Annotated in this window: 22 protein-coding genes; 9 read left to right on the top strand and 13 right to left on the bottom strand. The window is 68.1% G+C overall.

The genetic code is table 11. From position 1 onward, the window contains the following. Positions 1–98: 98 nt before the first annotated feature. Positions 99–791, top strand: coding sequence for a TetR/AcrR family transcriptional regulator (locus tag HT102_RS09095; RefSeq protein WP_192039145.1), 693 nt, complete (start codon positions 99–101; stop codon positions 789–791). A 196-nt stretch (positions 792–987) separates the two neighbouring features. On the opposite strand, the gene HT102_RS09090 is transcribed toward HT102_RS09095, so the two are convergent. Next, positions 988–1,218, bottom strand: coding sequence for a DUF3107 domain-containing protein (locus tag HT102_RS09090; protein ID WP_192039144.1), 231 nt, complete (start codon positions 1,216–1,218; stop codon positions 988–990). 481 nt (positions 1,219–1,699) lie between these two features. On the opposite strand from HT102_RS09090, the gene HT102_RS09085 reads away from it, so the two are divergent. Together HT102_RS09085 and HT102_RS09080 are read left to right on the top strand one after the other, a co-directional pair. Beyond that, positions 1,700–3,370: a DEAD/DEAH box helicase gene (locus tag HT102_RS09085; RefSeq protein WP_192039143.1), complete on the top strand. Its 1,671-nt coding sequence runs from the start codon at positions 1,700–1,702 to the stop codon at positions 3,368–3,370. A gap of 5 nt (positions 3,371–3,375) precedes the next feature. Next, complete coding sequence (locus HT102_RS09080) at positions 3,376–4,653, top strand: Rv3212 family protein (protein ID WP_192039086.1); 1,278 nt, start codon at positions 3,376–3,378, stop codon at positions 4,651–4,653. Between the two features lie 13 nt (positions 4,654–4,666). On the opposite strand, the gene HT102_RS09075 is transcribed toward HT102_RS09080, so the two are convergent. Next, a complete protein-coding gene (locus HT102_RS09075; RefSeq protein ID WP_192039085.1) occupies positions 4,667–5,470 on the bottom strand; it encodes a ParA family protein in 804 nt (267 codons plus the stop codon). 90 nt (positions 5,471–5,560) lie between these two features. Beyond that, on the bottom strand, positions 5,561–5,989 hold the full coding sequence (locus tag HT102_RS09070; protein WP_192039084.1) for a hypothetical protein: 429 nt from the start codon (positions 5,987–5,989) through the stop codon (positions 5,561–5,563). Positions 5,990–6,098: 109 nt separating this feature from the next. Here HT102_RS09070 and HT102_RS09065 point away from each other — a divergent pair, with 109 nt between their 5' ends. Together HT102_RS09065 and HT102_RS09060 are read left to right on the top strand one after the other, a co-directional pair. Next, positions 6,099–7,061 (top strand): diacylglycerol/lipid kinase family protein, encoded by a 963-nt coding sequence (locus HT102_RS09065; protein ID WP_192039083.1) that lies wholly within the window; start codon positions 6,099–6,101, stop codon positions 7,059–7,061. Between the two features lie 326 nt (positions 7,062–7,387). Then, positions 7,388–7,642 (top strand): WhiB family transcriptional regulator, encoded by a 255-nt coding sequence (locus HT102_RS09060; protein WP_192039082.1) that lies wholly within the window; start codon positions 7,388–7,390, stop codon positions 7,640–7,642. A 135-nt stretch (positions 7,643–7,777) separates the two neighbouring features. Here HT102_RS09060 and HT102_RS09055 read toward each other — a convergent pair whose 3' ends face one another. Both HT102_RS09055 and HT102_RS09050 read right to left on the bottom strand, forming a co-directional pair. After that, complete coding sequence (locus HT102_RS09055; RefSeq protein ID WP_192039081.1) at positions 7,778–9,334, bottom strand: sensor histidine kinase; 1,557 nt, start codon at positions 9,332–9,334, stop codon at positions 7,778–7,780. A 9-nt stretch (positions 9,335–9,343) separates the two neighbouring features. Continuing rightward, positions 9,344–9,559 carry a biotin/lipoyl-binding carrier protein gene (locus HT102_RS09050; protein ID WP_192039080.1) on the bottom strand — a complete coding sequence of 72 codons (216 nt, stop codon included), beginning with the start codon at positions 9,557–9,559 and terminating at the stop codon, positions 9,344–9,346. A gap of 318 nt (positions 9,560–9,877) precedes the next feature. Here HT102_RS09050 and HT102_RS16430 point away from each other — a divergent pair, with 318 nt between their 5' ends. Then, a complete protein-coding gene (locus HT102_RS16430) occupies positions 9,878–9,952 on the top strand; it encodes a 50S ribosomal protein bL37 (protein WP_131245889.1) in 75 nt (24 codons plus the stop codon). Between the two features lie 288 nt (positions 9,953–10,240). Here HT102_RS16430 and rsrA read toward each other — a convergent pair whose 3' ends face one another. From rsrA to HT102_RS09035, 3 genes are all read right to left on the bottom strand, one after another. Continuing rightward, positions 10,241–10,573 (bottom strand): mycothiol system anti-sigma-R factor, encoded by a 333-nt coding sequence (gene rsrA, locus HT102_RS09045; RefSeq protein WP_192039079.1) that lies wholly within the window; start codon positions 10,571–10,573, stop codon positions 10,241–10,243. After that, the gene (locus HT102_RS09040; protein ID WP_192039078.1) at positions 10,573–11,298 is read right to left on the bottom strand and encodes a sigma-70 family RNA polymerase sigma factor; all 726 of its coding nucleotides are present in this window, start codon (positions 11,296–11,298) and stop codon (positions 10,573–10,575) included. The genes rsrA and HT102_RS09040 overlap by 1 nt, the downstream gene beginning before the upstream one ends. Before the next feature lie 118 nt (positions 11,299–11,416). Next, positions 11,417–12,184 carry an SOS response-associated peptidase gene (locus HT102_RS09035; protein WP_192039077.1) on the bottom strand — a complete coding sequence of 256 codons (768 nt, stop codon included), beginning with the start codon at positions 12,182–12,184 and terminating at the stop codon, positions 11,417–11,419. A 101-nt stretch (positions 12,185–12,285) separates the two neighbouring features. Here HT102_RS09035 and aroA point away from each other — a divergent pair, with 101 nt between their 5' ends. Together aroA and rsgA are read left to right on the top strand one after the other, a co-directional pair. Next, complete coding sequence (aroA, locus tag HT102_RS09030) at positions 12,286–13,554, top strand: 3-phosphoshikimate 1-carboxyvinyltransferase (RefSeq protein WP_192039076.1); 1,269 nt, start codon at positions 12,286–12,288, stop codon at positions 13,552–13,554. Next, positions 13,518–14,546 (top strand): ribosome small subunit-dependent GTPase A, encoded by a 1,029-nt coding sequence (gene rsgA / locus HT102_RS09025; protein WP_456298953.1) that lies wholly within the window; start codon positions 13,518–13,520, stop codon positions 14,544–14,546. The genes aroA and rsgA overlap by 37 nt, the downstream gene beginning before the upstream one ends. Positions 14,547–14,573: 27 nt before the next feature. Here rsgA and HT102_RS09020 read toward each other — a convergent pair whose 3' ends face one another. From HT102_RS09020 to HT102_RS09005, 4 genes are all read right to left on the bottom strand, one after another. Then, positions 14,574–15,878, bottom strand: a complete 1,305-nt coding sequence (locus HT102_RS09020; protein WP_192039075.1) for a fatty acid desaturase family protein — start codon at positions 15,876–15,878, stop codon at positions 14,574–14,576. Positions 15,879–15,968: 90 nt separating this feature from the next. Then, the gene (locus HT102_RS09015) at positions 15,969–17,081 is read right to left on the bottom strand and encodes a ferredoxin reductase (RefSeq protein ID WP_192039074.1); all 1,113 of its coding nucleotides are present in this window, start codon (positions 17,079–17,081) and stop codon (positions 15,969–15,971) included. A gap of 3 nt (positions 17,082–17,084) precedes the next feature. Beyond that, positions 17,085–17,624 (bottom strand): DUF6912 family protein, encoded by a 540-nt coding sequence (locus tag HT102_RS09010; RefSeq protein WP_192039073.1) that lies wholly within the window; start codon positions 17,622–17,624, stop codon positions 17,085–17,087. Positions 17,625–17,634: 10 nt separating this feature from the next. Further along, the gene (locus HT102_RS09005; RefSeq protein ID WP_192039072.1) at positions 17,635–19,041 is read right to left on the bottom strand and encodes a WS/DGAT/MGAT family O-acyltransferase; all 1,407 of its coding nucleotides are present in this window, start codon (positions 19,039–19,041) and stop codon (positions 17,635–17,637) included. A gap of 362 nt (positions 19,042–19,403) precedes the next feature. On the opposite strand from HT102_RS09005, the gene HT102_RS09000 reads away from it, so the two are divergent. Then, entirely contained in the window at positions 19,404–19,913 is a 510-nt protein-coding gene (locus tag HT102_RS09000; RefSeq protein ID WP_192039071.1) for an Rv3235 family protein, read from the top strand. A gap of 201 nt (positions 19,914–20,114) precedes the next feature. Here HT102_RS09000 and secA read toward each other — a convergent pair whose 3' ends face one another. Then, positions 20,115–22,985 carry a preprotein translocase subunit SecA gene (gene secA, locus HT102_RS08995; protein WP_192039070.1) on the bottom strand — a complete coding sequence of 957 codons (2,871 nt, stop codon included), beginning with the start codon at positions 22,983–22,985 and terminating at the stop codon, positions 20,115–20,117. Positions 22,986–23,032: the final 47 nt, after the last annotated feature.

Here is a 23,032-nt window from a genome sequence, read left to right as displayed (position 1 = left end):
CGCGATGCAGCGTGGCCGGTGCAACCAGGAAGGTGGTGGGACGCACTGTGAAGGACGTGACCCGGGCTGCGGATCGTTCGCCTGGAGCACCCAGCCCGATTGCCGCGCGAGGCAAGCCACCCGCGTCCGGAGGGGCTCTGCCACGTCGCAGTGGCCGTCTGCCCAGGGGCGCCCGGCGCGCGCAATTGCTGGCCACCGCGAGCGAGGTCTTCGCCGGGCAGGGCTACCACGCGACGGGGATGGATGACATCGCTGAGCGCGCCGGGGTGAGCAAGCCGGTGCTGTACCAGCATTTCCCGAGCAAGCTCGAGCTCTATCTCGCCGTCCTCCACTCGCACGTGGACAACCTGGTGGCAAGCGTCCGGCAGGCCTTGCGCTCACCGACCGACAACCGGCGGCGGCTCCGCGCGGCGATCCAAGCCTTCTTCGACTTCGTCGACAACGACACGCAGGGATACCGGCTCATCTTCGAATCGGACGCGCTGGGCGATCCGGCGGTGCAGGCGCGGGTGGAGGAAGCCACCGAGGCGTGCATCGATGCTGTGTTCGATCGCGTGAGCCACGATTCAGGGCTCGACCCCTACCGGGCACGCATGCTCGCGGTGGGGCTCGTGGGCATCAGCCAGGTCAATGCACGCTATTGGCTCGAGGCCCGCCGCCCGATCAGCAAGTCCGACGCGGTCGAGACGACCGTCGCCCTGGCCTGGGGCGGGCTCTCGCACGTCCCCTACCAGCGAGCGGGCACCGCGCTTCCCGAGCCGCTCGGCCAGGGAATGACAGTGCCCGAATAGGCAGTCGACAGGCCACCGTGCCTCATCACCACACAGCAAACGCGATAGAAACTGCCGGGAAAACGGTGCAGCTTCTATCGCGTTTGGCTGTTTCCGGTGCTTCTGCCGCTACGAGGCCGTTACCAGGCCCACCGCCACGCGCACCGCCACCAGGCCCACCGCCACGCGGCTCCGCGCTTCGCGCCGTGGCGACCGGTCAGAGCGCCGCGAAGCCGACCTTGCGCGGATCGGCGGGACCGATCTCCACGTAAGCGACCTTGTCCGAGGGCACGAGGTACTTGCGCCCCTTCTCGTCGGTCAGCTCCAGGGTCGTCGGGTTGCCGGACTCGAACGCCGAGCGCGCCTGCTTCTCCACGTCCTCGACCGATTGGGTGCTGTTGATCACGAGCTCCCGGTTGCTGTCGGCGATGCCGATCTTGACCTCCACGCTGTCCTCCGATCCGTCCCGGCCCGCATGGCCGGTCACGCCTTCAACGACACCGGCGGCCCGCGCGATGGTCGGGCCCGGGACCGGCATCCCTACTCCAGCAAGGCTAGCGAACGCAGCGCCCGCGGCACCGGTGCCCGGCTGCGCTAGTAGCGAAACCTGCTCCTCGCCGGGCCCACCCCGGCAGCCGGGGTACCACGCCATGGCCCAGGGAACCGCTACGGGGCAGCACTGGGCCTTGTGGCGGTTACCATAGGGGGGACACGATGCGCGCGCATCCTCATAGCGCGCGTCCCGGTCGCGATGTCGAGTCGCCAGGCCGCCTGCCCGGTGCATGGCTCCGCGCGGCCTGGGATGCCCTGCGACCGGATGCATGCGAGTCATCGCGCTCGAACCTGCATGGCGTGCCCCTGCGCGCCCGCATAGCCCGGATGCTGCTCCCTGTGCCTGCTAGCCCGGGAGCAGCCCGAACGAAAGGGACATCCTGAGCACCTTCACTCATGACAGCGAATCCGACACGACGCAGGACGCCAGCAAGACCGTCGTCGCCGACGCGGACGAGCTGACAGCACCCCACGAATCACCTAGCTTCGCCGAGCTGGGCGTGCGGCCCGAGATCGTCGCCGCGCTGCAGAAGCTCGGCATCGAGCGCACCTTCGCCATCCAGGAGCTGACGCTCCCGCTCGCCATGGCCGGCGATGACCTCATCGGCCAGGCCCGGACCGGAATGGGCAAGACCTTCGGCTTCGGCGTCCCGCTGCTCCACCGCATCTCCACCGGCGATGACCTCGATGGCACTCCGCGGGCCCTGGTCGTGGTGCCCACTCGCGAGCTGTGCCTGCAGGTCACCAAGGACCTCACTGGCGTCTCGCAGGCTATCCCGGTCGGCTCGGCGGACGCGCCCCGCATGCTGCGCGTGCAGGCTATCTACGGCGGCCGCCCCTACGAGGAGCAGATCTCGGCGCTCAACGAGGGCGTGGACGTCATCGTGGGCACCCCGGGCCGCCTGCTCGACCTCTGCTCGCAGAAGCACCTCAAGCTCGACCGGGTCGCGGTGGCCGTTCTCGACGAGGCCGACGAGATGCTCGACCTCGGGTTCCTCCGCGACATCGAGAAGCTGCTGAGCCGGGTTCCCGAGCACCGCCAGACCATGCTGTTCTCGGCCACCATGCCGGGTCCGATCATCACCCTCGCCCGCACGTTCCTCCGCCGCCCCACCCACGTGCGGGCGGAGGAGCATGACTCCCCGGCCGTGCATGCCCGCACCGCGCAGTTCGTCTACCGAGCGCACGCCCTCGACAAGCTCGAGCTGGTCTCGCGCGTGCTGCAGGCGCGGGACCGCGGCGCCACGATGATCTTCACCCGCACCAAGCGGCAGGCGGACCAGCTCAGCAAGGATCTCGAGGAGCGCGGCTTCTCCGTGCGGTCCATCCACGGCGACCTGGGCCAGATCGCGCGCGAGAAGGCGCTCAAGGCGTTCCGCACCGGCAAGGTAGACATCCTCGTCGCCACCGACGTCGCGGCCCGGGGCATCGACATCGACGACGTCACGCACGTCATCAACCTGCATTGCCCCGATGACGAGAACACCTTCGTGCACCGCGTGGGCCGCACTGGCCGCGCTGGCCGCACGGGCATCGCGATCACGCTGGTCGACTGGGAGGACACGGCGCGGTGGAAGGCCATCAATACCGCGCTGGACCTGGGCAAGCCCGACCCCGTGGAGACCTACTCGACGTCGGATCACCTGTACTCCGATCTCGATATCCCCAAGGACGTCACGGGCCGGGTGTCCATCCCTCCCCGCGCGAGCGCGGGCAACAACGCCGAGCAGCCTCGTGCCGCGGAAGCGTCACGGCCACCCCGCAAGGCCGAGGGTAACCGCAAGCGCCGCCGCACCCGGGGCGGCCAGCAGGGCGGCTCCGGGCAGTCCGCTAGCGGCGGAGCAAGCGCCGACACCGGATCCGCGCCCGGCGGTAGCGGCCCGGGCAAGGGCGGCGCGCCAGGAAGCGGCGAGGAGGGAAGCGCGGGAGAGCAAGGCCCAGGTGCCCCCCGTCGCCGTCGCCGCCGCCGCAAGCCCGCGGGCGAGGCACAATCCGTGGCCTCCTCGAGCTCCAGCTCGGCCTCCAGCTCGGGCCCCGCGAGCAGCTAGGTGCCATGATCGCGCCCGAACGCCGCCACCGCGCTGATATCGCGGTGGCGGCCCTCCTGGTCGCGGTCCTCGCCGTCGCTGCGCTAGGGGTGTGGTGGTCGAGCCCGGCCCGCCACGCTTCGCTCGTCACTGCTGCGGAACCGATTCCCGAGGCCACGTCGGCCACCACGGTTCCCGGGGCGCTCGCCGAGGCCTGGCGCGCGCGCAGCCCTGGCACGACGATGCCGCTGGTCGCGCGGGGCGCTGTCCTCTCGGTGCGCGCCCACGAGGCCAGCGGGCTCGATGCACGCAGTGGCGAGCAGGCATGGTCCTACCGGCGCGCGGAGCCCGTCTGCGCGGCGACCACGACGTGGAACAAGGTGATCGTGGTGTTCCGCGGGCCACGCGGGTGCAGCGAGGTCGCCTCGCTCGATCCAGCCACGGGCGACCGGGGCGCGCAGCGCACCAGCGAGGCTGATGACTCGGTGACCCTCGAGTCCGACGGATCCCGCTTCGTCTCCTTCGGCCCGACCCGCCTCGAGGCCTGGCGCTCTGATCTCGTGCGAACGCTGGAGTTCGGCCGGGTGAGCGCACCGATCGAGCCGGGATCGCAGCCGCGCCAGGATTGCGAGATCCGCGATGCCACCATCACGCGGAGCCGTATCCCGATGATCGTCAAGTGCCCGGACGACGTGGGCGAGCGACTCGTCATGCTGGCCAGCGATCCCGAGACGTTCCGGCAGCCCGAGGAGTTCGGTGATTCACTGCTGACCCGCACCGATGCGACCCTCGGCGAGGTGCCAGGGGTGGACGGCGCGCGCATCGTCTCGGCCTCGCCGCAGACGACCGTCATCGTGGTGCCCGGTGACCGCCCCACGATCGCGATGTTCGACGGGCGGGGCAATCCGCGCGCGCGGCACGAGCTTCCCCCTGGTGTAGCGCCCGAGCACGTGGAGGACACCTCGGGCGAGCACGCTGGCGCAGCGTTGCCCGCGGTGATCGATGGCAACTCCGGGATCACGGTCTGGGATACCGGGGCAGGGCTGCTAGCACTGTCACCAAACGATCAGCGACCGCTCTGGACCTTCCCGGGGTCCCTGGGGCAGCCCGCGATGATGGCGGGCAGGTTGCTCGTGCCCGTCCCGTCCGGCATCGCCGTCGTGGATGTGCGCACCGGCGAGCCAGCCCGAGTCCTCGCGGTGGACCGCGAGCAGGTGCCGGGCTCCGTGAATCTCGCCGTGTCGGGCGAGGTGGTCATCGAGCAGCGCGGGGAGACCCTGGTCGCGCTGGCCCCGGGCTCCTAGCGGCCGCTGCTGATCAGGAGACCTTGGCGTACGGGTCGAACGTCGCGAGCGGGGTGCCTTGCTGCCAGTGATCGAGCAGTTGGCGCGCGAGCGCGCGGTAGGCATCGGCGCCCTTGTTGCGCCGGGCCGCGAGGATGGAAGCACCGGACGCGCTGGCCTCGGCGAACTTCACGGTGCGCGGGATCGGTGGCGCGAGGACGGGCAGGCCGTACCGGTCGGACACATCCGCGAGCACATCGCGGCTGTGGGTGGTGCGCGCGTCATACAGCGTCGGCAGGGCGCCGAGCAGCGACAGGTCAGGGTTGGTGATCTGCTGCACCTCCGACACCGTGCGCAGCAACTGCCCCACCCCTCGGTGCGCGAGCGTCTCGCACTGCAGCGGCACGATCACCGAGTCCGCGGCGGTGAGGCCATTGAGCGTGAGCACGCCGAGCGACGGCGGGCAGTCGATGAGCATGATGTCGAACTCGGGGGCGACGGTGTCGAGGGCGCGGCGGAGCGTGAACTCGCGGCCGGGGCGCATGAGCAGCATGGCCTCGGCGCCGGCGAGGTCGATGGTGGACGGCAGCAGGGTCATCCCGTCGCTGGTCTCGAGGACCACGTTGCTGACCTTCTGCGAGCCAACGAGCACGTCATGCACCGACGCGTCGATGTTGTCGGGGTCGTGACCGAGCGAGAAGGTCAAGCACGCCTGCGGGTCGAGATCGACGATCAGCACGCGTTGCTGCATCGAGGCGAGGGCAGCCCCCAGCGATGCCACTGTGGTGGTCTTGGCGACGCCACCTTTTTGATTGGCGATTGCGAGAACTCTGGTCACGTGTCCTATAGTCCCTGACCAACACGCGCGAAGCGAGGACCGGCGCGGGCGTTTTGCCTGGCGATTCGATATCCGCTCTCCGCCGGGGCCTCAGTCGGCGTTGAGCCAGTCGCTCGAGCGCCCGGACATCATCAGCACCAGCGTCAGCACGACGACGCCACCGAGCCCGAACCCGAGCGCGTACTGGTGCGAGGTCGTGATCATCGAGAACACCACGGGCAGCAGGAGCAGCTGCATCACGATCGCGACGGCCCGCCCCCACCGCTTGCCCAGCGCGAGCGCGATGCCGCCGGCGAGGACCGCGGCGCCCAGCAGCAGGAACCAGGAGGACAGCACGAGGCCGAACCGCGCCTCGTTGCCCCCCGCGCCGATCGCGCGGGCCGCGAACCAGGAGCCGAGCCCCAAGCAGGTCGCGCCCTGGGCGGCGACGATGGTTCCGGCGGCGCGGATTCCCCACGGCACCGGGAGCGGCAGGGTCTCGTCCGGCTCGGGGGGCATGGCGGGTCCAGTCCTAGGCACCCTGCCAGGGTAAGGCAGCGGCACCGCGAGGTGGTAGCCCACCGACCGCGCGGCCCGCGGATCCGCAGCGGCGCGCTGGGGACACTTTCACCCGCTAGGCTAGGTCCTCGTGCGCGCCTTGTTGATCGTGAACCCTCACGCGACGACCACCTCGTCAGCCGGACGTGACCTCATCGGTCATGCGCTCTCGAGCAAGCTGGCGCTGCGCATCAAGCAGACCGAGCATCGCGGGCACGCGGCCGAGCTCGCGGCCGAGGCGACCAAGCAGGGCTATCCGCTGATCATCGTTCATGGCGGCGATGGCACCGTCAACGAGGTTGTCAACGGCATCCTCGAGCCACCGCGCGAGGGGCTGCTGACCTCGCTACCGATGGGGGCTGTGCCGTCGGTCGCGGTGATCCCGGGAGGGTCCGCGAACGTGTTCGCGCGGTCGCTGGGAATCGCGCCGGACCCGCTCGATGCTGCCAACCAGATCCTGGACCTGACCGCGCGCCGGCAGCATCGCCGGATCGGCCTCGCGCATTGCGAGGGTCGCTGGTTCCTGTTCAATGCTGGCCTGGGGCTCGATGCTCATGCGGTGCGCGCGGTGGAGAAGAAGCGAGCGGCGGGGCACGCCGCGACACCAGGCCGATACATGCGGGCCGCGGTGCGGGCATTCCTGCGGGAACGGCGGCTGCCCCCGGCCCTGTCGGTGGAGCTACCCGATGGAGTGGTCCATGACGGCATGTATTTCGCATTCGTCTCCAACGCGAGCCCATGGACCTTCATCGATGATCGGCCCGTGCTGACAAATCCCGGTGTCAGTTTCGATAATGGGCTGGGAGTCTTCGCGATGCGCTCGGCAGGCGTCGTCCCGATAGCCCGGGTGGCCCGGCAGATCGTGTTCGACAGCGCGGGGCCCTCGCATCGCCATCTGCTACGGGTCGACGATGTGCCCAGCGTACGGGTCCGGGCTTCGCGGCCGATAGGCCTGCAGGTGGACGGGGACTATATCGGCATGCGGGAGGATGTTGCATTCCACGCGGTGCCCGACATGCTCGACGTGATCGCGCCGGAGAATTCTCGCGTGTGATTCTGGACACAGAAGTGTCCGCGCGCTCCTCATCGGTAGCGAATCTGCCCGAATTGCCGCACACTGGAGTCTCCGAGCGTAGAACTATTGGAGTGAGCAGCATCACTCTCCCGTACGCGCTAGCGCTACGAAGACGCGCACGCGGGTCCAGCGCAGTGACTTAGGTTACGCCCTGCGGAAACCTATTGACTTCCACAGGGATCGTGACACGATTCTTAGTTAACAGCGCGGAAACACTTTGGCTACGCGTGGATAAATTGCTAACAACTATGGTGTGACGCACCCTGGCCCCTCGTGCGCGGCACACCCAGTGAGGAGTACCGATTATGGACTGGCGCCATAGGGCGGTCTGTCGCGACGAGGATCCCGAACTGTTCTTCCCCGTGGGGAACAGCGGTCCGGCGCTGGCACAGATCGCGCAGGCCAAGATCGTGTGCAATCGATGCCCCGTCCCCCCGGAATGCCTCTCGTGGGCGCTGGAATCCGGACAGGACGCGGGCGTCTGGGGCGGCATGAGCGAGGACGAGCGCCGCGCGCTCAAGCGTCGCAAGGCTCGCACCCGCGCACGCAGCACGGTCTAGCACAACACTGGCGGGAGCCGCCCCAGGACGGGGACCTGCCGCGCCGAGCATCAAGCCCGGGGACCATTCGTGGCCCCGGGCTTGCTCATGCCCGGGGCCGCTCGCCCCCCGCGTGAACCGTCCTCCTCGCATGATCTATCGCCGCCGCCCCAGCGGCACGCGCAGCAATGCATCCGTGCCACCATCCGCGCTCTCCTGCAGGGTCAGCGAGCCTCCGAGCTCGGCCGCGACCAGAGTCCGCACGATCTGCAGGCCCAGCCGGTCGGACTTCTCCAGGCTGAAGCCATCGGGAAGCCCGTTGCCGTTGTCGTGGATCACCACGTCGAGCGAGCGGGCGGACCGCTCCGCGCGCAGCACTATCTCGCCGCGGGAATCGTCCGTCTCGGTCATCGCGGCGTAGTGCAGGTCCGCCGTCGCGCCCATGTTGAACGCATGCTCGATCGCGTTCTGAACGAGCTCGGTCAGCACCATCACCAGCGGCGTCGCCTTGTCCGCGGGCATCACCCCGAGGCTGCCCTCGCGCCGCACGTCGATGGGCTTCCCGATCGTCGCCACATCCACCATCATCGGGACCAAGCGATCGATGACATCATCGAGGTTCACCTGCTCGTCCACCGACATCGACAACGTGTCATGGACCAGCGCGATGGAGCTCACCCGGCGCACCGACTCCGCGAGCGCCTGGCGCGCCTCCTCGTTCGTCGTCCGCCGCACCTGAAGGCGCAGCAAGGCTGCCACCGTTTGCAGGTTGTTCTTCACCCGATGATGGATCTCGCGGATCGTCGCATCCTTCGACAGCAGCGCCCGATCGCGCCGCTTGACCTCGGTGATGTCGCGCACCAGCACGAGCGCGCCGCCCGCGACACCATGCGGGTATAGCGGCAGCGCGCGGAACAGCACCGTCGCCCCGCGCGCATCGATCTCCATCCGCATGCTCGACTCCCGCGCCGTCACGGCCTTGCCCCGCACCGCGAACTCCTGCGCATCGAACGGATCCGAGATCAGCGGCCGCGTCAGCGCCACGAGATCATGGCCCGAAATCTCCGTGCTCAGACCCATCCGGTGATACGCAGACAAAGCGTTAGGGCTCGCGTACTCCGCGACGCCATCGACCCCGATCCGGATGAGCCCATCCCCCGCCCGCGGGCTCGACTGGATGCCCGCGAGATCCTCGCGGAGCGGGAAGCTGCCATCGCAGATCATCTGGCACAAGTCGCCCGCGCACGCGATGTAGGCCATCTCCAGGGCGCTCGGCACCCGCAGCTGCGCCAGCGAGGAATCCCGCGTGAGCACAGCGATGATCTGACCGCCAGAGCGCACCGGGATGGCCTCGCGCGCCAGCGGCGTGCCCTCATGCCAGCGGGGCGTATCCTCCCGCAGGATCTCCCCCCGCAGCATGGCCGCCACGAGCTCCGGGTGATCCTCCCACTCGACGCCACTGCTCACGAGATCCCGCGGATACACCGTCGGCGCCGTCGTTGGCCGGCATTGCGCCACGCACACCGCGCGGGCCCCGGCCAGGTCGTCGGCGCCGTCATCGTCCTCGAGGTCCCCGGTGGCGACCCACATCAGGAAGTCCGAGAATGCCAGGTCCGCGATCAACTGCCACTCGCCCACCAGGCGCTGCAGATGGTTCACGGCCTCGCCCGGCAGATCGGTGTGCTCGGCGAGCAGCGCGCTCAGGGTGGACACAAGCGGGGCCTAGGAGATGACCGCGATGAGGTCACCCTGCTGGATCACATCATCTTTCGTGACGTTCACGACGTCGACCGTGCCGTTGAACTCGGACAAGACGGGGATCTCCATCTTCATCGACTCGAGCAGCACGAGAGTGTCCCCCTCCTTCACGACATCACCAGGATGGACCACGACATCGAGCACCTTCGCGACCATTTCCGCACGCACATTTTCCGCCATGGGTTCCTCCGCAGCGACATCGATCACACTGATCCCCCAAGGCTAGCCCAGTCACTACCCGCCACCTCGCACCGGCAGGCAACTAGCGCGCCGCTACCGGCTCCGCGGACACAGCGCGCGCCAAAAGCCAGCAGGGCAGCCAAGGCATGGCGGAGGGCGCACGAGAGGCTGTCCTGGGCCGTGCGCAGGGCTGTGCCGTGCCGTGCCGCTGCTGTGCGGCTGCTGTGCCGCTGCTGTGCGGAGCATGCTCCGGCAACGAGTACACTGGATCGGCAACCCAATGCGTGGATAACCATTTCATGTCCAAGGAGACAGCCCATGAGCAAGCGAGGCCGCAAGCGTCGTGACCGCCGCAAGAACAAGGCAAACCACGGCAAGCGCCCAAACGCCTGAGCACCGAACGCTCTGAGCCGTCACCTGTGGGGCCCGACCGATACACCGGTCAGGCCCCACAGGTGTTCCTGCAGGCGTGAATCCTGACCTGGGGGGGCGTGCCGGCTCGGGGGCGTGCCACGACAGCAAACGCGATAGAAGCCGTGAAATATCCTGGTCAGCTTCTATCGCGTTTGCCCGTTTCCGGTGCTTTTGCCGCCAGCCACCACTCGCGGACGCCGGCCAGCCACCGCGCGGACGCCGGCCACCGCGCGGACGTCGGCCAGCCCCCGCCCGCGGACCCGGCAGCTAGTCCTCGTAGCGGACGCGGGTGATCTCGCCGTAGATGACCTGGCGCCGGATCTCGAGGGTGAGGCGCTCGCGCAGGCTCTCGGGGGCCCGCTCCCCCGCGCACTTTCGAGACAGCATGCGCTTGATCTTCTCCTCGATGCCGTAGTGCTCGAGGCATGGACCACAATTGTCGAGGTGCGCCTGGAGCCGTTCGCGGACCCCGTCGGCACATTCGTTGTCGAGCAGGAGATAGACGTCAGCCATCACTGCGGAGCAGTCGAGCCCATGCTCGTGATCGTGGCCATCATCGTGGGGATCCAGGCCGGAGCCGGTGTGGTCGTGGCTGCTCATCACGCGTTCTCCTCCTCGCCGTCTGCGGCGTTGCGCATGAATCCCCGGTCACGGGCGACATCGGCGAGAGCGGCACGGAGCTGCTTGCGACCACGGTGCAACCTGGACATGACGGTGCCGATCGGCGTGCCCATGATGTCCGCGATCTCCTTGTAGGGGAATCCCTCCACGTCGGCGTAGTAGACAGCCATGCGGAATTCCTCGGGCAGGGATTGCAGGGCGTTCTTGATCTCATCGTCCGGCAGTGCATCGAGGGCCTCGACCTCGGCGGACTTCAGGCCGGTGGACTGGTGCTCGGCCGATGCGGCCATCTGCCAGTCGGTGATCTCGTCAGTGGGATACTGCGCGGGCTGCCGCTGCTTCTTTCGGTACCCATTGATATAGGTGTTGGTCATGATGCGATACAGCCACGCCTTGAGGTTGGTGCCCTTCTTGAACGAGCTGAACGCGGAGTACGCCTTGAGGTAGGTCTCCTGGACGAGGTCCTCAGCATCGGTGGGGTTGCGCGTCATCCGCAGCGCTGCCCCGTAGAGCTGGTCGATCATGGGCATGGCGTCTCGCTCGAACCGCTCCACTAGCTGCGTGGCGGTCTCCACGGCGTTGTCTGACTCGTCAGTGCCCTCCGCCGGGCTGTACTGATTCGCTTTTGGCACAGGCGCCCCTTCACTGATAGCAGTCTTCAAGACTACCGCCTGCCCGAGGCGCTGATCCACCGGCGCTTCCATGCACAATGAGCCCACGCGACACCTCTTACACTGATCGCCCCTTGTTTATCGTCCGTCCGGTGCAACCTGTGGACGAGGGCTTTTGTTCCCGCGCAGCTCGAGGATGCCGCCGCGCTTCCTAGAACAACGCCGGTGCATCATCGCCGTCGCTCGCCCCGGGCACGGGCTCGACTAGCTCGGGGCCATCGTTGCGGACGCTGTTGACCAGCGGCCGGACCTCGCGGATGGCGATCGCCGACGCGAAGGCCTCGCCGGGGCTTTCGAGCAGCGCGTCGGGCGGGCCTCCATCGGGATCGAGCCATTGATCCCACTGCCTCGCATGGAGCATCAGGGGCATGCGATCGTGGATGGCCGCGAGGTCCCCTACTGCGGCCGTGGTGAGGATCGAGCAGCTCAGCATTGTGGTGCCGTCACCGGGCCCCTTGGGGTTCTTCCATGCCGACCAGATGCTGGCCGCATAGAGCCGTTCACCGTCGTGCCGGCTCATGAAGTACGGAATCTTGGCAGGGCGGCTGCCGCTCGTGGCGGGCATCCACTCGTACCAGCCATCCATCGGCACGAGGCACCGGTGGCGGGCATAGGACGTGCGGAACGCGGGCTTGGTCGCCACCGTCTCCGAGCGCGCGTTGAACAGCAAGGGCCCGGACTGGAGATCCTTGGCCCACGCCGGAACAAGCCCCCAGCGCATCGCCCTGATCCTGCGCCGCACTGCTGCCCCGGCATTGTCGTCGCCCCCGGAGTGATCATGCCGGTCAACGACCGCCGCGATCTCCGTGGTGGGCGCGATGTTGTATCCGGTCCGGGCCGCGCCCTCGGTCTCGTCCAGAGCATCGAGCTCCTCCGCGAGCGTCGCAGGGTCCGCGGTCACCGCGTATCGTCCGCACATGGCTCCATCGTGGCACGAGTGCCTGACAATTCACCGCGATCGAGCCGGCCCGATCGGCCCCGTTGTCGCGGAGGGCGTGCCGGATGCGAGAAGATGGGCGCATGAGCTCATGGCGCGCCCCGCATCATCCTGCCCCGATCTCCGCTGTCGTTGCCGTCCCCGGATCGAAATCGGCGACCAACCGGGCGCTGGTGCTCGCGGCGCTGGCGAACGGCCCGTCCACGGTGCGCGGCGCGCTCCGCAGCCGGGACACGAACCTGATGATCGAGGGCTTGCGCGCGCTCGGCACCGGCATCACTGAGCAGTCCCCCACCGAGCTGCTCGTGGAGCCAGGCCCGCTGCATGGCACGGATATCGATTGCGGGCTCGCCGGCACCGTGATGCGCTTCCTGCCCGGCGTCGCGGCGCTCGCCAGTGGCGCGGTGCGGTTCGATGGCGATGAGCAGGCCCGCGTCCGCCCCCAGGGCGTGACGCTCGACGCGCTGCGGGCCCTGGGGGCGGACGTCGAGGGATCAGCGTTGCCCTTCACCGTCCGGGGCACGGGAGCCGTGCGGGGAGGCGAGGTAACGATCGATGCCTCGGGGTCCTCCCAGTTCGTCTCGGGCCTCCTCCTCGCCGGGGCGCGCTTCGAGCAGGGCGTCACGGTGCGGCACTCGGGCGGCAAGGTCCCCTCCACGCCGCACATCGACATGACGGTGGAGATGCTGGCCCAGGCCGGGGTCACCGTGGAGCGGCCCGAGCCCACGACCTGGCGGATCGCGCCCACGCCCGTGGCCGCGACGACGTGGGACATCGAGCCCGACCTGTCGAACGCGACGCCCTTCCTCGCGGCCGCCGCGGTCACCGGGGGCTCGGTGACGGTGCCAGGCTGGCCGAAGGAGACGACGCAGGCGGGCGATCAGATCCGTGTCCTGCTCGAGCGCATGGGGTGCGAGGTCCGGCTGGACGCGGATGGCCTCACCGTCACGGGCACCGGCGCCCTCGCGGGCATCGATGCGGACCTCGGGGATATCGGAGAGCTCACGCCCACGATCGCGGCGCTCGCGGCCCTCGCGGAGGCCCCGTCACGATTGCGGGGCATCGCGCACCTGCGTGGCCACGAGACCGATCGCCTGGCCGCGCTCGCCACCGAGATCACCCGGCTCGGCGGGCAATGCGTGGAGACCGAGGATGGCCTGGAGATCTCCCCGGTGCCATTGCGCGGTGGCCTGTGGCATGCCTACGCGGATCACCGCATGGCCACGGCTGGGGCGATCATCGGGCTGGTCGTCCCCGACGTGGAGGTCGATGACATCGGCACCACCGCCAAGACGCTTCCCGGCTTCGACGGGATGTGGAACAGCATGCTCGAAGGGGGCGATCCACGCTGACCCGTCGCCGCTACGACGAATCGGATGTGCGCATCCGCCCGGGCAAGGGCACCCGGCCGCGCACCAAGACCCGCCCCGAGCACCTCGATGCCGAGCGGGCCCTCGTGGTCTCGGTGGATCGGGGCCGCTGGGGCTGCATGGTCCTCGACGGACAGCCCGGCGAGCGCCTCGTAGTGGCGATGCGGGCCCGCGAGCTCGGTCGCACCCCGATCGTGGTCGGCGACCATGTGGGCATCGTCGGCGATACGAGCGGCACCCACGACACCCTGGCGCGGATCGTGCGCCTCGAGGAACGCACGAGCGTGCTGCGCCGCACCGCTGACGATACCGATCCGTTCGAGCGGATCGTCGTGGCCAATGCCACGGTGCTGCTGATCGTTGTCGCGGCGGCGGAGCCCCCGCCACGCACGGGGTTCGTGGAGCGCGCCCTGATCGCCGCGTACGTGGGCGGGCTCAAGCCGGTGTTGTGCGTCACCAAGAGCGATATCGCGGACCCGAGCACCTTCACCGCGCATTTCGACGGACTGGACCTCCCCATCGTGACCACGGGAGTCGAGGATGATCTCAAGCCGCTGCTCGAACACATCTCCGGGACCATGTCCGCGATGATCGGCCATTCCGGCGTGGGCAAGTCCACCCTGGTCAATCGGCTGGTCCCGGATGCTTACCGGGCGACCGGCCGGGTATCGGGCGTCGGCAAGGGCCGGCACACCTCCTCGCAGTCGGTCGCCTTGGCTCTTCCTGGTGGCGGATGGGTGATCGACACACCAGGAGTACGTTCCTTCGGCCTCGCCCATATCGGTGTCGAGGACGTGGTCGCGGCGTTCGACGATCTCACCGAGATCGTGGAGCGCTGCCCGCGCGGCTGCGGGCACCTCGGGGCACCGGAGGATCCAGGGTGCGCGTTCGATCAGCTCGAGGGTGCCGTGCTGCGCAGGGCCATGGCGGTGCGCCTGCTGCTCGAGGCGCTGGGCACCAACGACCCCTGGTGACCGGCGCGCCCGGCTAGCGCGTTGGAGTCAGGCCGCGACCGGCTCGGGAAGTCGGGGGCCCGCGGGCTGGCCGGTGATGACCTTGCGGAGCGCGAGCACGAGGCCCGGGCGCTTGCGCCGCGAAGCGAGCGCGGTCCGCAGCCCGCGCCGGGCACCAGTGACCGGGTCAGCGCCGATGAAGGTGTCGCGCAAGCCGCCGGCGATGCGGAACTTCAGCTCGGAGTTGGTCTCGGGGGCATCATCGGTTGTGCCGGTGAGGAACCGATCTGGCAGGGCCAGCTTGAAGATGGTCCGCCAGGTCTGCAGGTACATCTTCGGGAACGATTCCATCGTGTAGGGCAGGTCGTACTCCTCGGCGAGCACCTGCACCCGCTTGGAGATCTCCTCGAGCCGGTTGCTGGGGAGGTCCGGGAACAGGTGATGCTCGATCTGGTAGCACAGCGTGCCGCTCATGAACCGCATGATCGGGCCCGCCTTGAAGTTGGCGGATCCGAGCATCTGCCGTAGGTACCACTCACCCTTGGTCTCGCTGAGGTACTGCTCCTGGGTGAACTTCTCGGCCCCGTCGGGGAAGTGCCCGCAGAAGATGATGCCGTGCGCCCAGACGTTCCGGATGATGTTCGCACCGATGTTCGCGGCGAGCGTGGTGAGGAACGCTGGGCCGGTGAGGACGGGGAAGAACAGGTAGTCCTTGGCCACTTGCTTGCGCACCTTGCGCAGCACCTCATCGCGTTGCTCCGCGAACTCGTCCATGTCCTTCAGCCCAGCGGCGACGTTGGCGAGCTCAAGGTGCTGGACGGCGACTCCATACTCGAACAGCAGGGCGAGCACGAGGTTGTAGATCGGGTTGCCGAGATTGAACGGCGCCCACTCGCTGTCCCGGGTGACGCGCAGCACGCCGTAGCCCACATCGGGGTCGAGGCCAATGATGTTGGTGTACTTGTGGTGCAAGTGGTTGTGGGTCTGCTTCCAGTGCGCCGACGGGTCGCTGATGTCCCATTCCCACGAGCTGCTGTGGATCTCGGGGTCGTTCATCCAATCCCACTGGCCATGGATGACGTTATGCGCGATCTCCATGTTCTCGATGATCTTGGAGAGGCCGAGGCCGACGGTGCCAAGGAGCCAGGCCGGCGGGAACCAGCTAGCGAACAGGACGCCACGGCTGGCGATCTCCAGGCCGCGCTGGAACCGGATGGTGTTGCGGATGTAGCGGGCGTCGCGCTCGCCGAGCGATGCCTCGATCTCCGCCCGGATCTTGTCAAGCTCGCGGCCGAGCGCATCAACATCCTCGGGCGTGAGGTGCGCGTACTCCTTGATGTTGGTGATGGCCATCCGCAACCGTCCTTGGCGAAGCGACAAAAATTAACTACCTGCACGCAGGCTACTGCACCGCAGATTACGGGGATCCGATGGTGATCTGAATCACAGTACCAGCTGGCAGTCCCCCGCAGCGACCGAGATGCAGGTCTTGATCCGCTCCCCCGGGCTTGCCTCCCGGCCACTGCGCAGATCCCGCGCGAAACCAGCCCCTAGCTGCGTGACGCATGTGTGACAGATGCCCATCCGGCACCCGAATGGCATGCGCACCCCCGCCTGCTCGCCCGCCTCGAGCAGCGTCGTCGCGCCGTCGACCGCGACCTCCTTGCCCGACAGGGCGAAGCGCACCGTGCCACCATCGGTCGCGTGCGCGGAACGGTCCACCGTGAATCGCTCCACGTGCAGGTGCTCCCCAGCGCCCTCCGCCTGGTACTGCGCCTCCATCGCATCGAGCAGCCCCTGCGGGCCGCACGCCCACGCCTCCCGATCCCGCCAGTCCGGAGCAATGACGTCGAGCATCGCCGGGGAGAAGAAGCCATGATCGTCCGTCAGTTGCAGATGCAGCCGGTAGCCGGGCCGCGCTTCAAGCCGGGCGAGCTCCCCGCGGAACATCACATCGCTCTCCCGCGGAGCGGAATGCACATGGACGATATCCGGCGCCCCGCCACGACTATCCAGGGTCCGCAGCATGCTGACCACCGGGGTGATGCCACTGCCGGCCGTCACGAACAGGATCTTCCGTGGAGGTGGCTCGGGCAGGACGAACTCGCCCTGCGGGGCAGCGAGCCTGATGATGGTGCCGGGCTCCACCCCGTCGACGAGATGGGACGACAGGAACCCCTCCGGCATGGCCTTCACCGCGATCGAGATGGTCCCGCCGCCCTCGCGCGGGGAACTCGTCAACGAGTAGGAGCGCCAGTGCCAGCGGCCATCGATCTCCAGCCCGATGCCCACGAACTGCCCGGCCCGGTAGCGATGATCAAATCCCCAGCCCGGCTTGATCACGACCGTCGCGGAATCCGCCGTCTCGGCGCGGACCTCGACGATCCGGCCCCGCAGCTCCCGTGCCGACCACAACGGATTGATCAGGTGCAGGTAGTCATCCGGAATGAGGGGCGTGGTCAAGCGAGTCAGTACCGCGCGGGTCGCGTGCAGCCTGCGATCCGCAACCGCTGGCAGGTCCTCGATCGGCTTCTCCAGCCACTTCCGCAGCCCCATTGCTTACAACAGCTCCAGCAGGAAATGCAGCTCCTGCGTGGCATACCAGGCTAGATCGTGATCCTCGACGTCACCGAGCGCGAGCTCGGCGTCCTCGTCCCCGAGGTCCGCCTGGTCGATCACGGGCAATAGTCGCGCGATCGATTCCTCGGCGCCAGCCAGATCGATATGCGCGCTCGCCACGTCAGCGAGCCGCACCGGGCCGGAGACCTTCACTACCGCATCGTCGAGATCCGGTCGCAGCACCGCGTCGTCGGCATCCACCGCGAGCACCGCGCGACGCAAGATTGGCCCTTCGGTCCCGGCGCCATCAGTTCCGGCGCGTTCAGTTCCGGCGCCATCGATCTCGGCGGCGAGCAGGCGCAGCGAACCGCGCCCAGCATCGCGCATCGCCACCTCGGCAAGCTCCTCCTCATCACCGGAGGCATACGCCTCCCGCAACGCCGGGGTCACCGCGAAGGCCGTGCCCCCGACCGGGAACAACTGCTCATCAGCGACGAGCTGCTGCAGCATCCTGACCGTGACCGGCACATAGATCCGCACTCGAACTCCTTCAGCCACACGCTTCGCGCAGCTCATCGAGCGACTCGGCGAGCATCGACGCGAACACATCAACGTCGGACATCGCTCCCCGATCCGCGTTCAGCCCAAAATAGATCCGACCGTTGTACGACGTCACTCCGATGGAAAGAGCCTGGTTCTTCACCAGCGGCGGCACCGGATACATCTCCGTCATCCGCACCCCGGCCGAGTACAGCGGGGACTGCGGGCCGGGGGCATTCGTGACGATCAGGTTGAACACCCGCTGCGGGAACGAGCTCGCCACGCGCGCGCCCATCGCATGCAGCGTCGCGGGCGCGAAGCCCGAGAGCTGCACCAGCGTGCCCGCATCCACGGAGCGTCCCGAATGGGCATGGACCTCCGTGGCATGCGCTACCTGCGAGAGACGCACCACGGGGTTCGGCTCCCCCACCGGCAGATCGATCAGGAAGGACGAGACATTGCGGCGGGCCTCGCCGCCCGAGCCATCGAGCGCGCCCTCGAGGTAGACCGCCATCGGCACGAGCGCCCGGACCGTCGAGGACGCCGAGACCGGCTCCCCCCGCGATACCAGCCAGTTGCGCAGCGCGCCGGTGATCACCGAGAGCACCACGTCATTGACCGTGCAGCCATAACGGGCACGGATCCGCCGGAACTCATCCAGGGAGCTCGCCGACACCGCATACCGGCGGTTCCGCGAGATCGTGACGTTCAATGGGCTCGTGGGCGCGGTGCTCGCCGCCGACCACACCATCGAGGCAACCTTCCCCGCGCCCTGCGCGACCTTGCCCACCGTCGCCGATACATCCTTCGTCGCCATGCGCAGTGTGTGCACGCCATCGCGCGGGCGGGATACGAGATCCATCACGGCACCCGCGACGAGCCGCAGGTCACCGGGCTCGCGCTCCGGCATCCACAGGTCGTCCGAGAGCTCCGCCGGGCGCGGCTTGCGATCGAAGATCACCTGCCCGATCTCCATGTTCTCGATGCCATCGACCAGCGATTCATGCGACTTGATGAAGATCGCCGAGCGACCAGCCGACAATCCCTCGACCAGATACATCTCCCACAGCGGCCGCGACCGATCCAGCGGGCGCGAGACGAGCCGCGCGATCAGGTCATGGAGCTGCTCATCATCGCCCGGCCGCGGCAATGCCGAGCGACGCACGTGATAGGTGATATCAAAATCCGCGTCATCGACCCATACCGGTCGCCCCAGGCCACGCGCTACCTCGCGCACCTTCTGGCGGTATTGCGGCACCAGCCCGATCCGCTCCTCCACCAGATTGAGCAAGCTGTCATAGTCGAGCTGCTCATCATCGGAGCTCTGGAAGATCGCCAACGTGCCCACATGCATGGGCGTCGTGCTCTCCTCCATGTAGTAGAACGAGGCGTCGAGATTGGATAGCTTCTTCACCACAGCACGACCTCCCGGTCCCCCACGCAGGCGCGCCACCTTGCACCACCATGCACCGGGCAGGAGTCAACACCGCGCGACGCGGAAACCTTTCTCACGACCCCCCCGATGTGGCGGCGCGGACACACCGGCACCAAGCTTGTAATCTCCCTCACTCACGCTTCCTCAGCGATACCGCACCACAGACTACCCGGTTTGAGCCCACCATGTCCGGTCCACCGGGCCGAGCGCGGCGAGCACTTGACACGGCGCGGTAGTCTGATGCTGCCTCGCTCCTCTCCGCGCGGCCGCTAGACGATCCACAAGGACGATTCGGACGCCGCGACGAACGGCGCCCGCATCACAGCGGACACGGAGGGACCATCATGGCCACACCATCACCACGCCCCATCGCGCGCACTGACCTCGCGCGCATCCATAGCGCGCGCATCGCTGAGCTCCCGCGGAGCGAGCCCTCCCCCGGGCGCCACGCCAAGCCCTGCGCTGCCCCGCGTCGGCTACCAGGGACTAGCTCGCGCCGACGACCCAACCCGCTCCATCGCCGCGCCAGCGACCCAGCAGCAGGGCATTCCTCGCGCGCCGCCGCTGCACTGTTCCGCCTCATGATCGACGTGCTCGACCAGCGGCGGGACACCGGCCACCTCAGGCGCGCGGCGACGCCCGCCGTGATCGACCTGCTCGCCGAGAGATCCAAGCAGTGCCCGGCGAGCATGCCCCCGGCCCGGATACTCAGCGTGCACGTGCGCCCCGTGACGGCCCACTGCATCGAGGCATCGTGCACCTGCGAGCGGGGCCAGCGGGTCTTCGCCATCGCCGCGCGGTTCGAGATCAGCCGCCACGGCGCATGGCACTGCACCGCTCTCGACCTCGGCTAGGGCGGCTCGCGCTCGGCCGCGGGCGCGGGCGCCGGTGAGGGCGCGGGCGCGGGCGCCGGTGTGGCTCGGTCGCGAGAGTGCGACTTGGCCACCGGAGTGCGATAAACGACAGCTTCCGCGTTCAAGCCTGTCGTTTATCGCACTCTCGCGAGCCGGGCGGGCGCACACCCGCCGCACACCCGCCCACCCGCTCGGTGGTGCCTAGCGCCGGAGCCCGCGGGTGGCCTTCTTGCGCTCCTTCTCGGCCTGGCGCCGCACGCGACGGTTGGTGCTCACGCCTTCCTCGACGGTGTTGTTCTCGCCACGAACCTGCGTCTCGCCGGTCTCGGACGGGCCGCTGTAGGTGAGCCGGGCTGGCTGCCGCTCATCCTCCTCGAGGCCCTTCGCCTGCACGCCGAGGGGCTGCGGGGCGTTGCCTGCCGCGGGCTGGGCCGGAGCCGGATCCTGGGCCGGTCGCTGCGGGGCCGCGCCCTGGGCCTGGGCCTGCCGGGCACGCGAGGCGGCCGCGGCCTGGGCGAGCGGGCTCGCGCCCGCGCCACCGAGCCCTGCGGCAGGCTGGACCGTCCGGGAGGGCTGCTGCTCGATCGAGACGTTGAACAGGAAGCCAACGACTTCCTCCTTCACGCCGTCGATCATGCCGGTGAACATGTCGTAGCCCTCGCGCTGGTACTCGACGAGCGGATCGCGCTGCGCCATGGCACGCAGGCCGATGCCTTCCTTGAGGTAGTCCATCTCGTAGAGATGCTCGCGCCACTTGCGATCGAGCACGGACAGCAGCACGCGGCGCTCGAGCTGACGCATCGAGCCTTCCCCGGCGACGGCCTCGATGTCGGACTCGCGCTTGGCATAGGCCGCGTGGCAGTCCTCGAGGAGCGCGGCGAGAAGCTGTTCGCGGGTGAGCTCGGAGTGCTCGCCGGGCTTGGTCTCGCCCGCGAGCTCCTGCCAGCCAAAGCTCACCGGGTAGAGGGTCTTCAGCGCGGCCCAGAGCTGCTCGAGATCCCAGTCCTCGGCGAAGCCCTCGGCTGTGGCTCCGTTGACGTACGCGGTGATGACATCGTCGATCATGTGGCTGATCTGGCCATCGAGCGCCTCGCCGCGCAGGATGCGGTTGCGCTCGGCGTAGATGACCTTGCGCTGCTGGTTCATCACCTCGTCGTACTTGAGGACGTTCTTGCGCATCTCGAAGTTCTGCTGCTCCACCTGGGTCTGCGCGGAGCGGATCGAGCGCGACACCATCTTGGACTCGATGGGCACGTCCTCGGGCAGGTTGAGCCGGGACATGATGACCTCGACGGCACCGAAGCGGCGCATCAGCTCATCGCCGAGCGAGAGGTAGAAGCGCGACTCGCCTGGATCACCCTGGCGGCCGGACCGGCCACGGAGCTGGTTGTCGATGCGCCGCGACTCGTGGCGCTCGGTGCCGAGGACGTACAGCCCCCCGGCCTCGCGGACCTTTCCGGCCTCGGCGGATACCTCGGCGCGAACGTCGTTGATCTGGGCGTCCCACTTGGCCTGGTACTCCTCGTCATGCTCGACGGGATCGAGGCCCATGGCGCGCAGCCTCATGTCGAGAATGATCTCGGGGTTGCCGCCGAGCACGATGTCGGTACCACGGCCGGCCATGTTGGTCGCCACTGTCACCGATCCGGCGCGCCCGGCCTCGGCGATGATCTGCGCTTCCTGCTCGTGATACTTCGCATTGAGCACGCTGTGCTTGATCTTGCGCTGCTGCAGCAACTGCGAGAGGTACTCCGAGCGCTCCACGCTGGTAGTGCCCACGAGGACGGGCTGGCCCTTGTGGTACCGCTCAGCGATGTCATCAGCGACGGCGTCGAACTTGGCCCGCTCGGTCTTGTAGATCAGGTCGGCCTGGTCCACGCGCTGCATCGTCCGGTTGGTCGGGATGGAGACCACGCCGAGACCGTAGATCTGGTGCAGCTCGGCGGCCTCGGTCTGGGCGGTGCCAGTCATGCCGGACAGATTGTCGTACATGCGGAAGTAGTTCTGCAGGGTGATCGAGGCGAGGGTCTGGTTCTCGGCCTTGATCTCCACGCCTTCCTTCGCCTCGATGGCCTGGTGCATGCCCTCGTTGTAGCGACGGCCCTGCATGATGCGCCCGGTGAACTCATCAACGATGATGACCTCGCCGTTGCGGACGATGTAGTCCTTGTCCTTCTGGAACAGCTCCTTCGCCTTGATGGCGTTATTGAGGTAGCTGACGAGGGGCGAGTTGGCGGCCTCATAGAGGTTGTCGATGCCGAGCTGGTCCTCGACGAACTCGACGCCGAGCTCATGGACGCCGATGGTGCGCTTCTTGATGTCCACCTCGTAGTGGACGTCGGGCTCCATCAGCGGAACGATGCGCGCGAACTCGCCGTACCACTTGGATGATCCATCGGCAGGGCCCGAGATGATCAGCGGGGTGCGCGCCTCGTCGATGAGGATGGAGTCGACCTCATCGACGACGGCGAAGTTGTGGCCGCGCTGCACGAGCTCCTCCATGGCATGCGCCATGTTGTCGCGCAGGTAGTCGAACCCGAACTCGTTGTTCGTGCCGTAGGTGATGTCGGCCTTGTAGGCGGCGCGCCGCTGAGCTGGCGTCATGCCGGACAGGATGGAGCCGACCTCGAGGCCGAGGAACCGGTGCACGCGGCCCATCCAGTCGGCGTCGCGCTTGGCGAGGTAGTCATTGACCGTCACCACGTGGACGCCCTTGCCGGAGAGGGCATTGAGGTAGGCGGGCAGCACGCAGGTGAGGGTCTTGCCCTCGCCGGTCTTCATCTCGGCGATGTTGCCGAGGTGCAGCGCAGCGCCTCCCATCACCTGCACATCGAAATGCCGCTGGGACAGCACACGCGACGATGCCTCCCGTGCGACGGCGAACGCCTCGGGGAGCAGGTCATCGAGTGATTCCCCGGCCTCGTGGCGGCGCCTGAACTCGTCAGTCTTGGCGCGCAGTTCATCATCCGACAGCTTCTCCACGTCGGGCGAGAGCGTTCCGATGTGGTCCGCGATGACCTGGAGCCGCTTGACCATCCGGCCTTCGCCCACTCGCAGCAGCTTCGAGAGCATGTACAGGTTTCCTCAATCGTCGTCGTGACAGCGTGCACCCGGTCGGC

The organism is Lolliginicoccus lacisalsi, assembly GCF_014841105.1.
GTDB classification, from domain to species: domain Bacteria; phylum Actinomycetota; class Actinomycetes; order Mycobacteriales; family Mycobacteriaceae; genus Lolliginicoccus; species Lolliginicoccus lacisalsi.
This window is presented reverse-complemented; position numbering and strand designations above follow the sequence as displayed.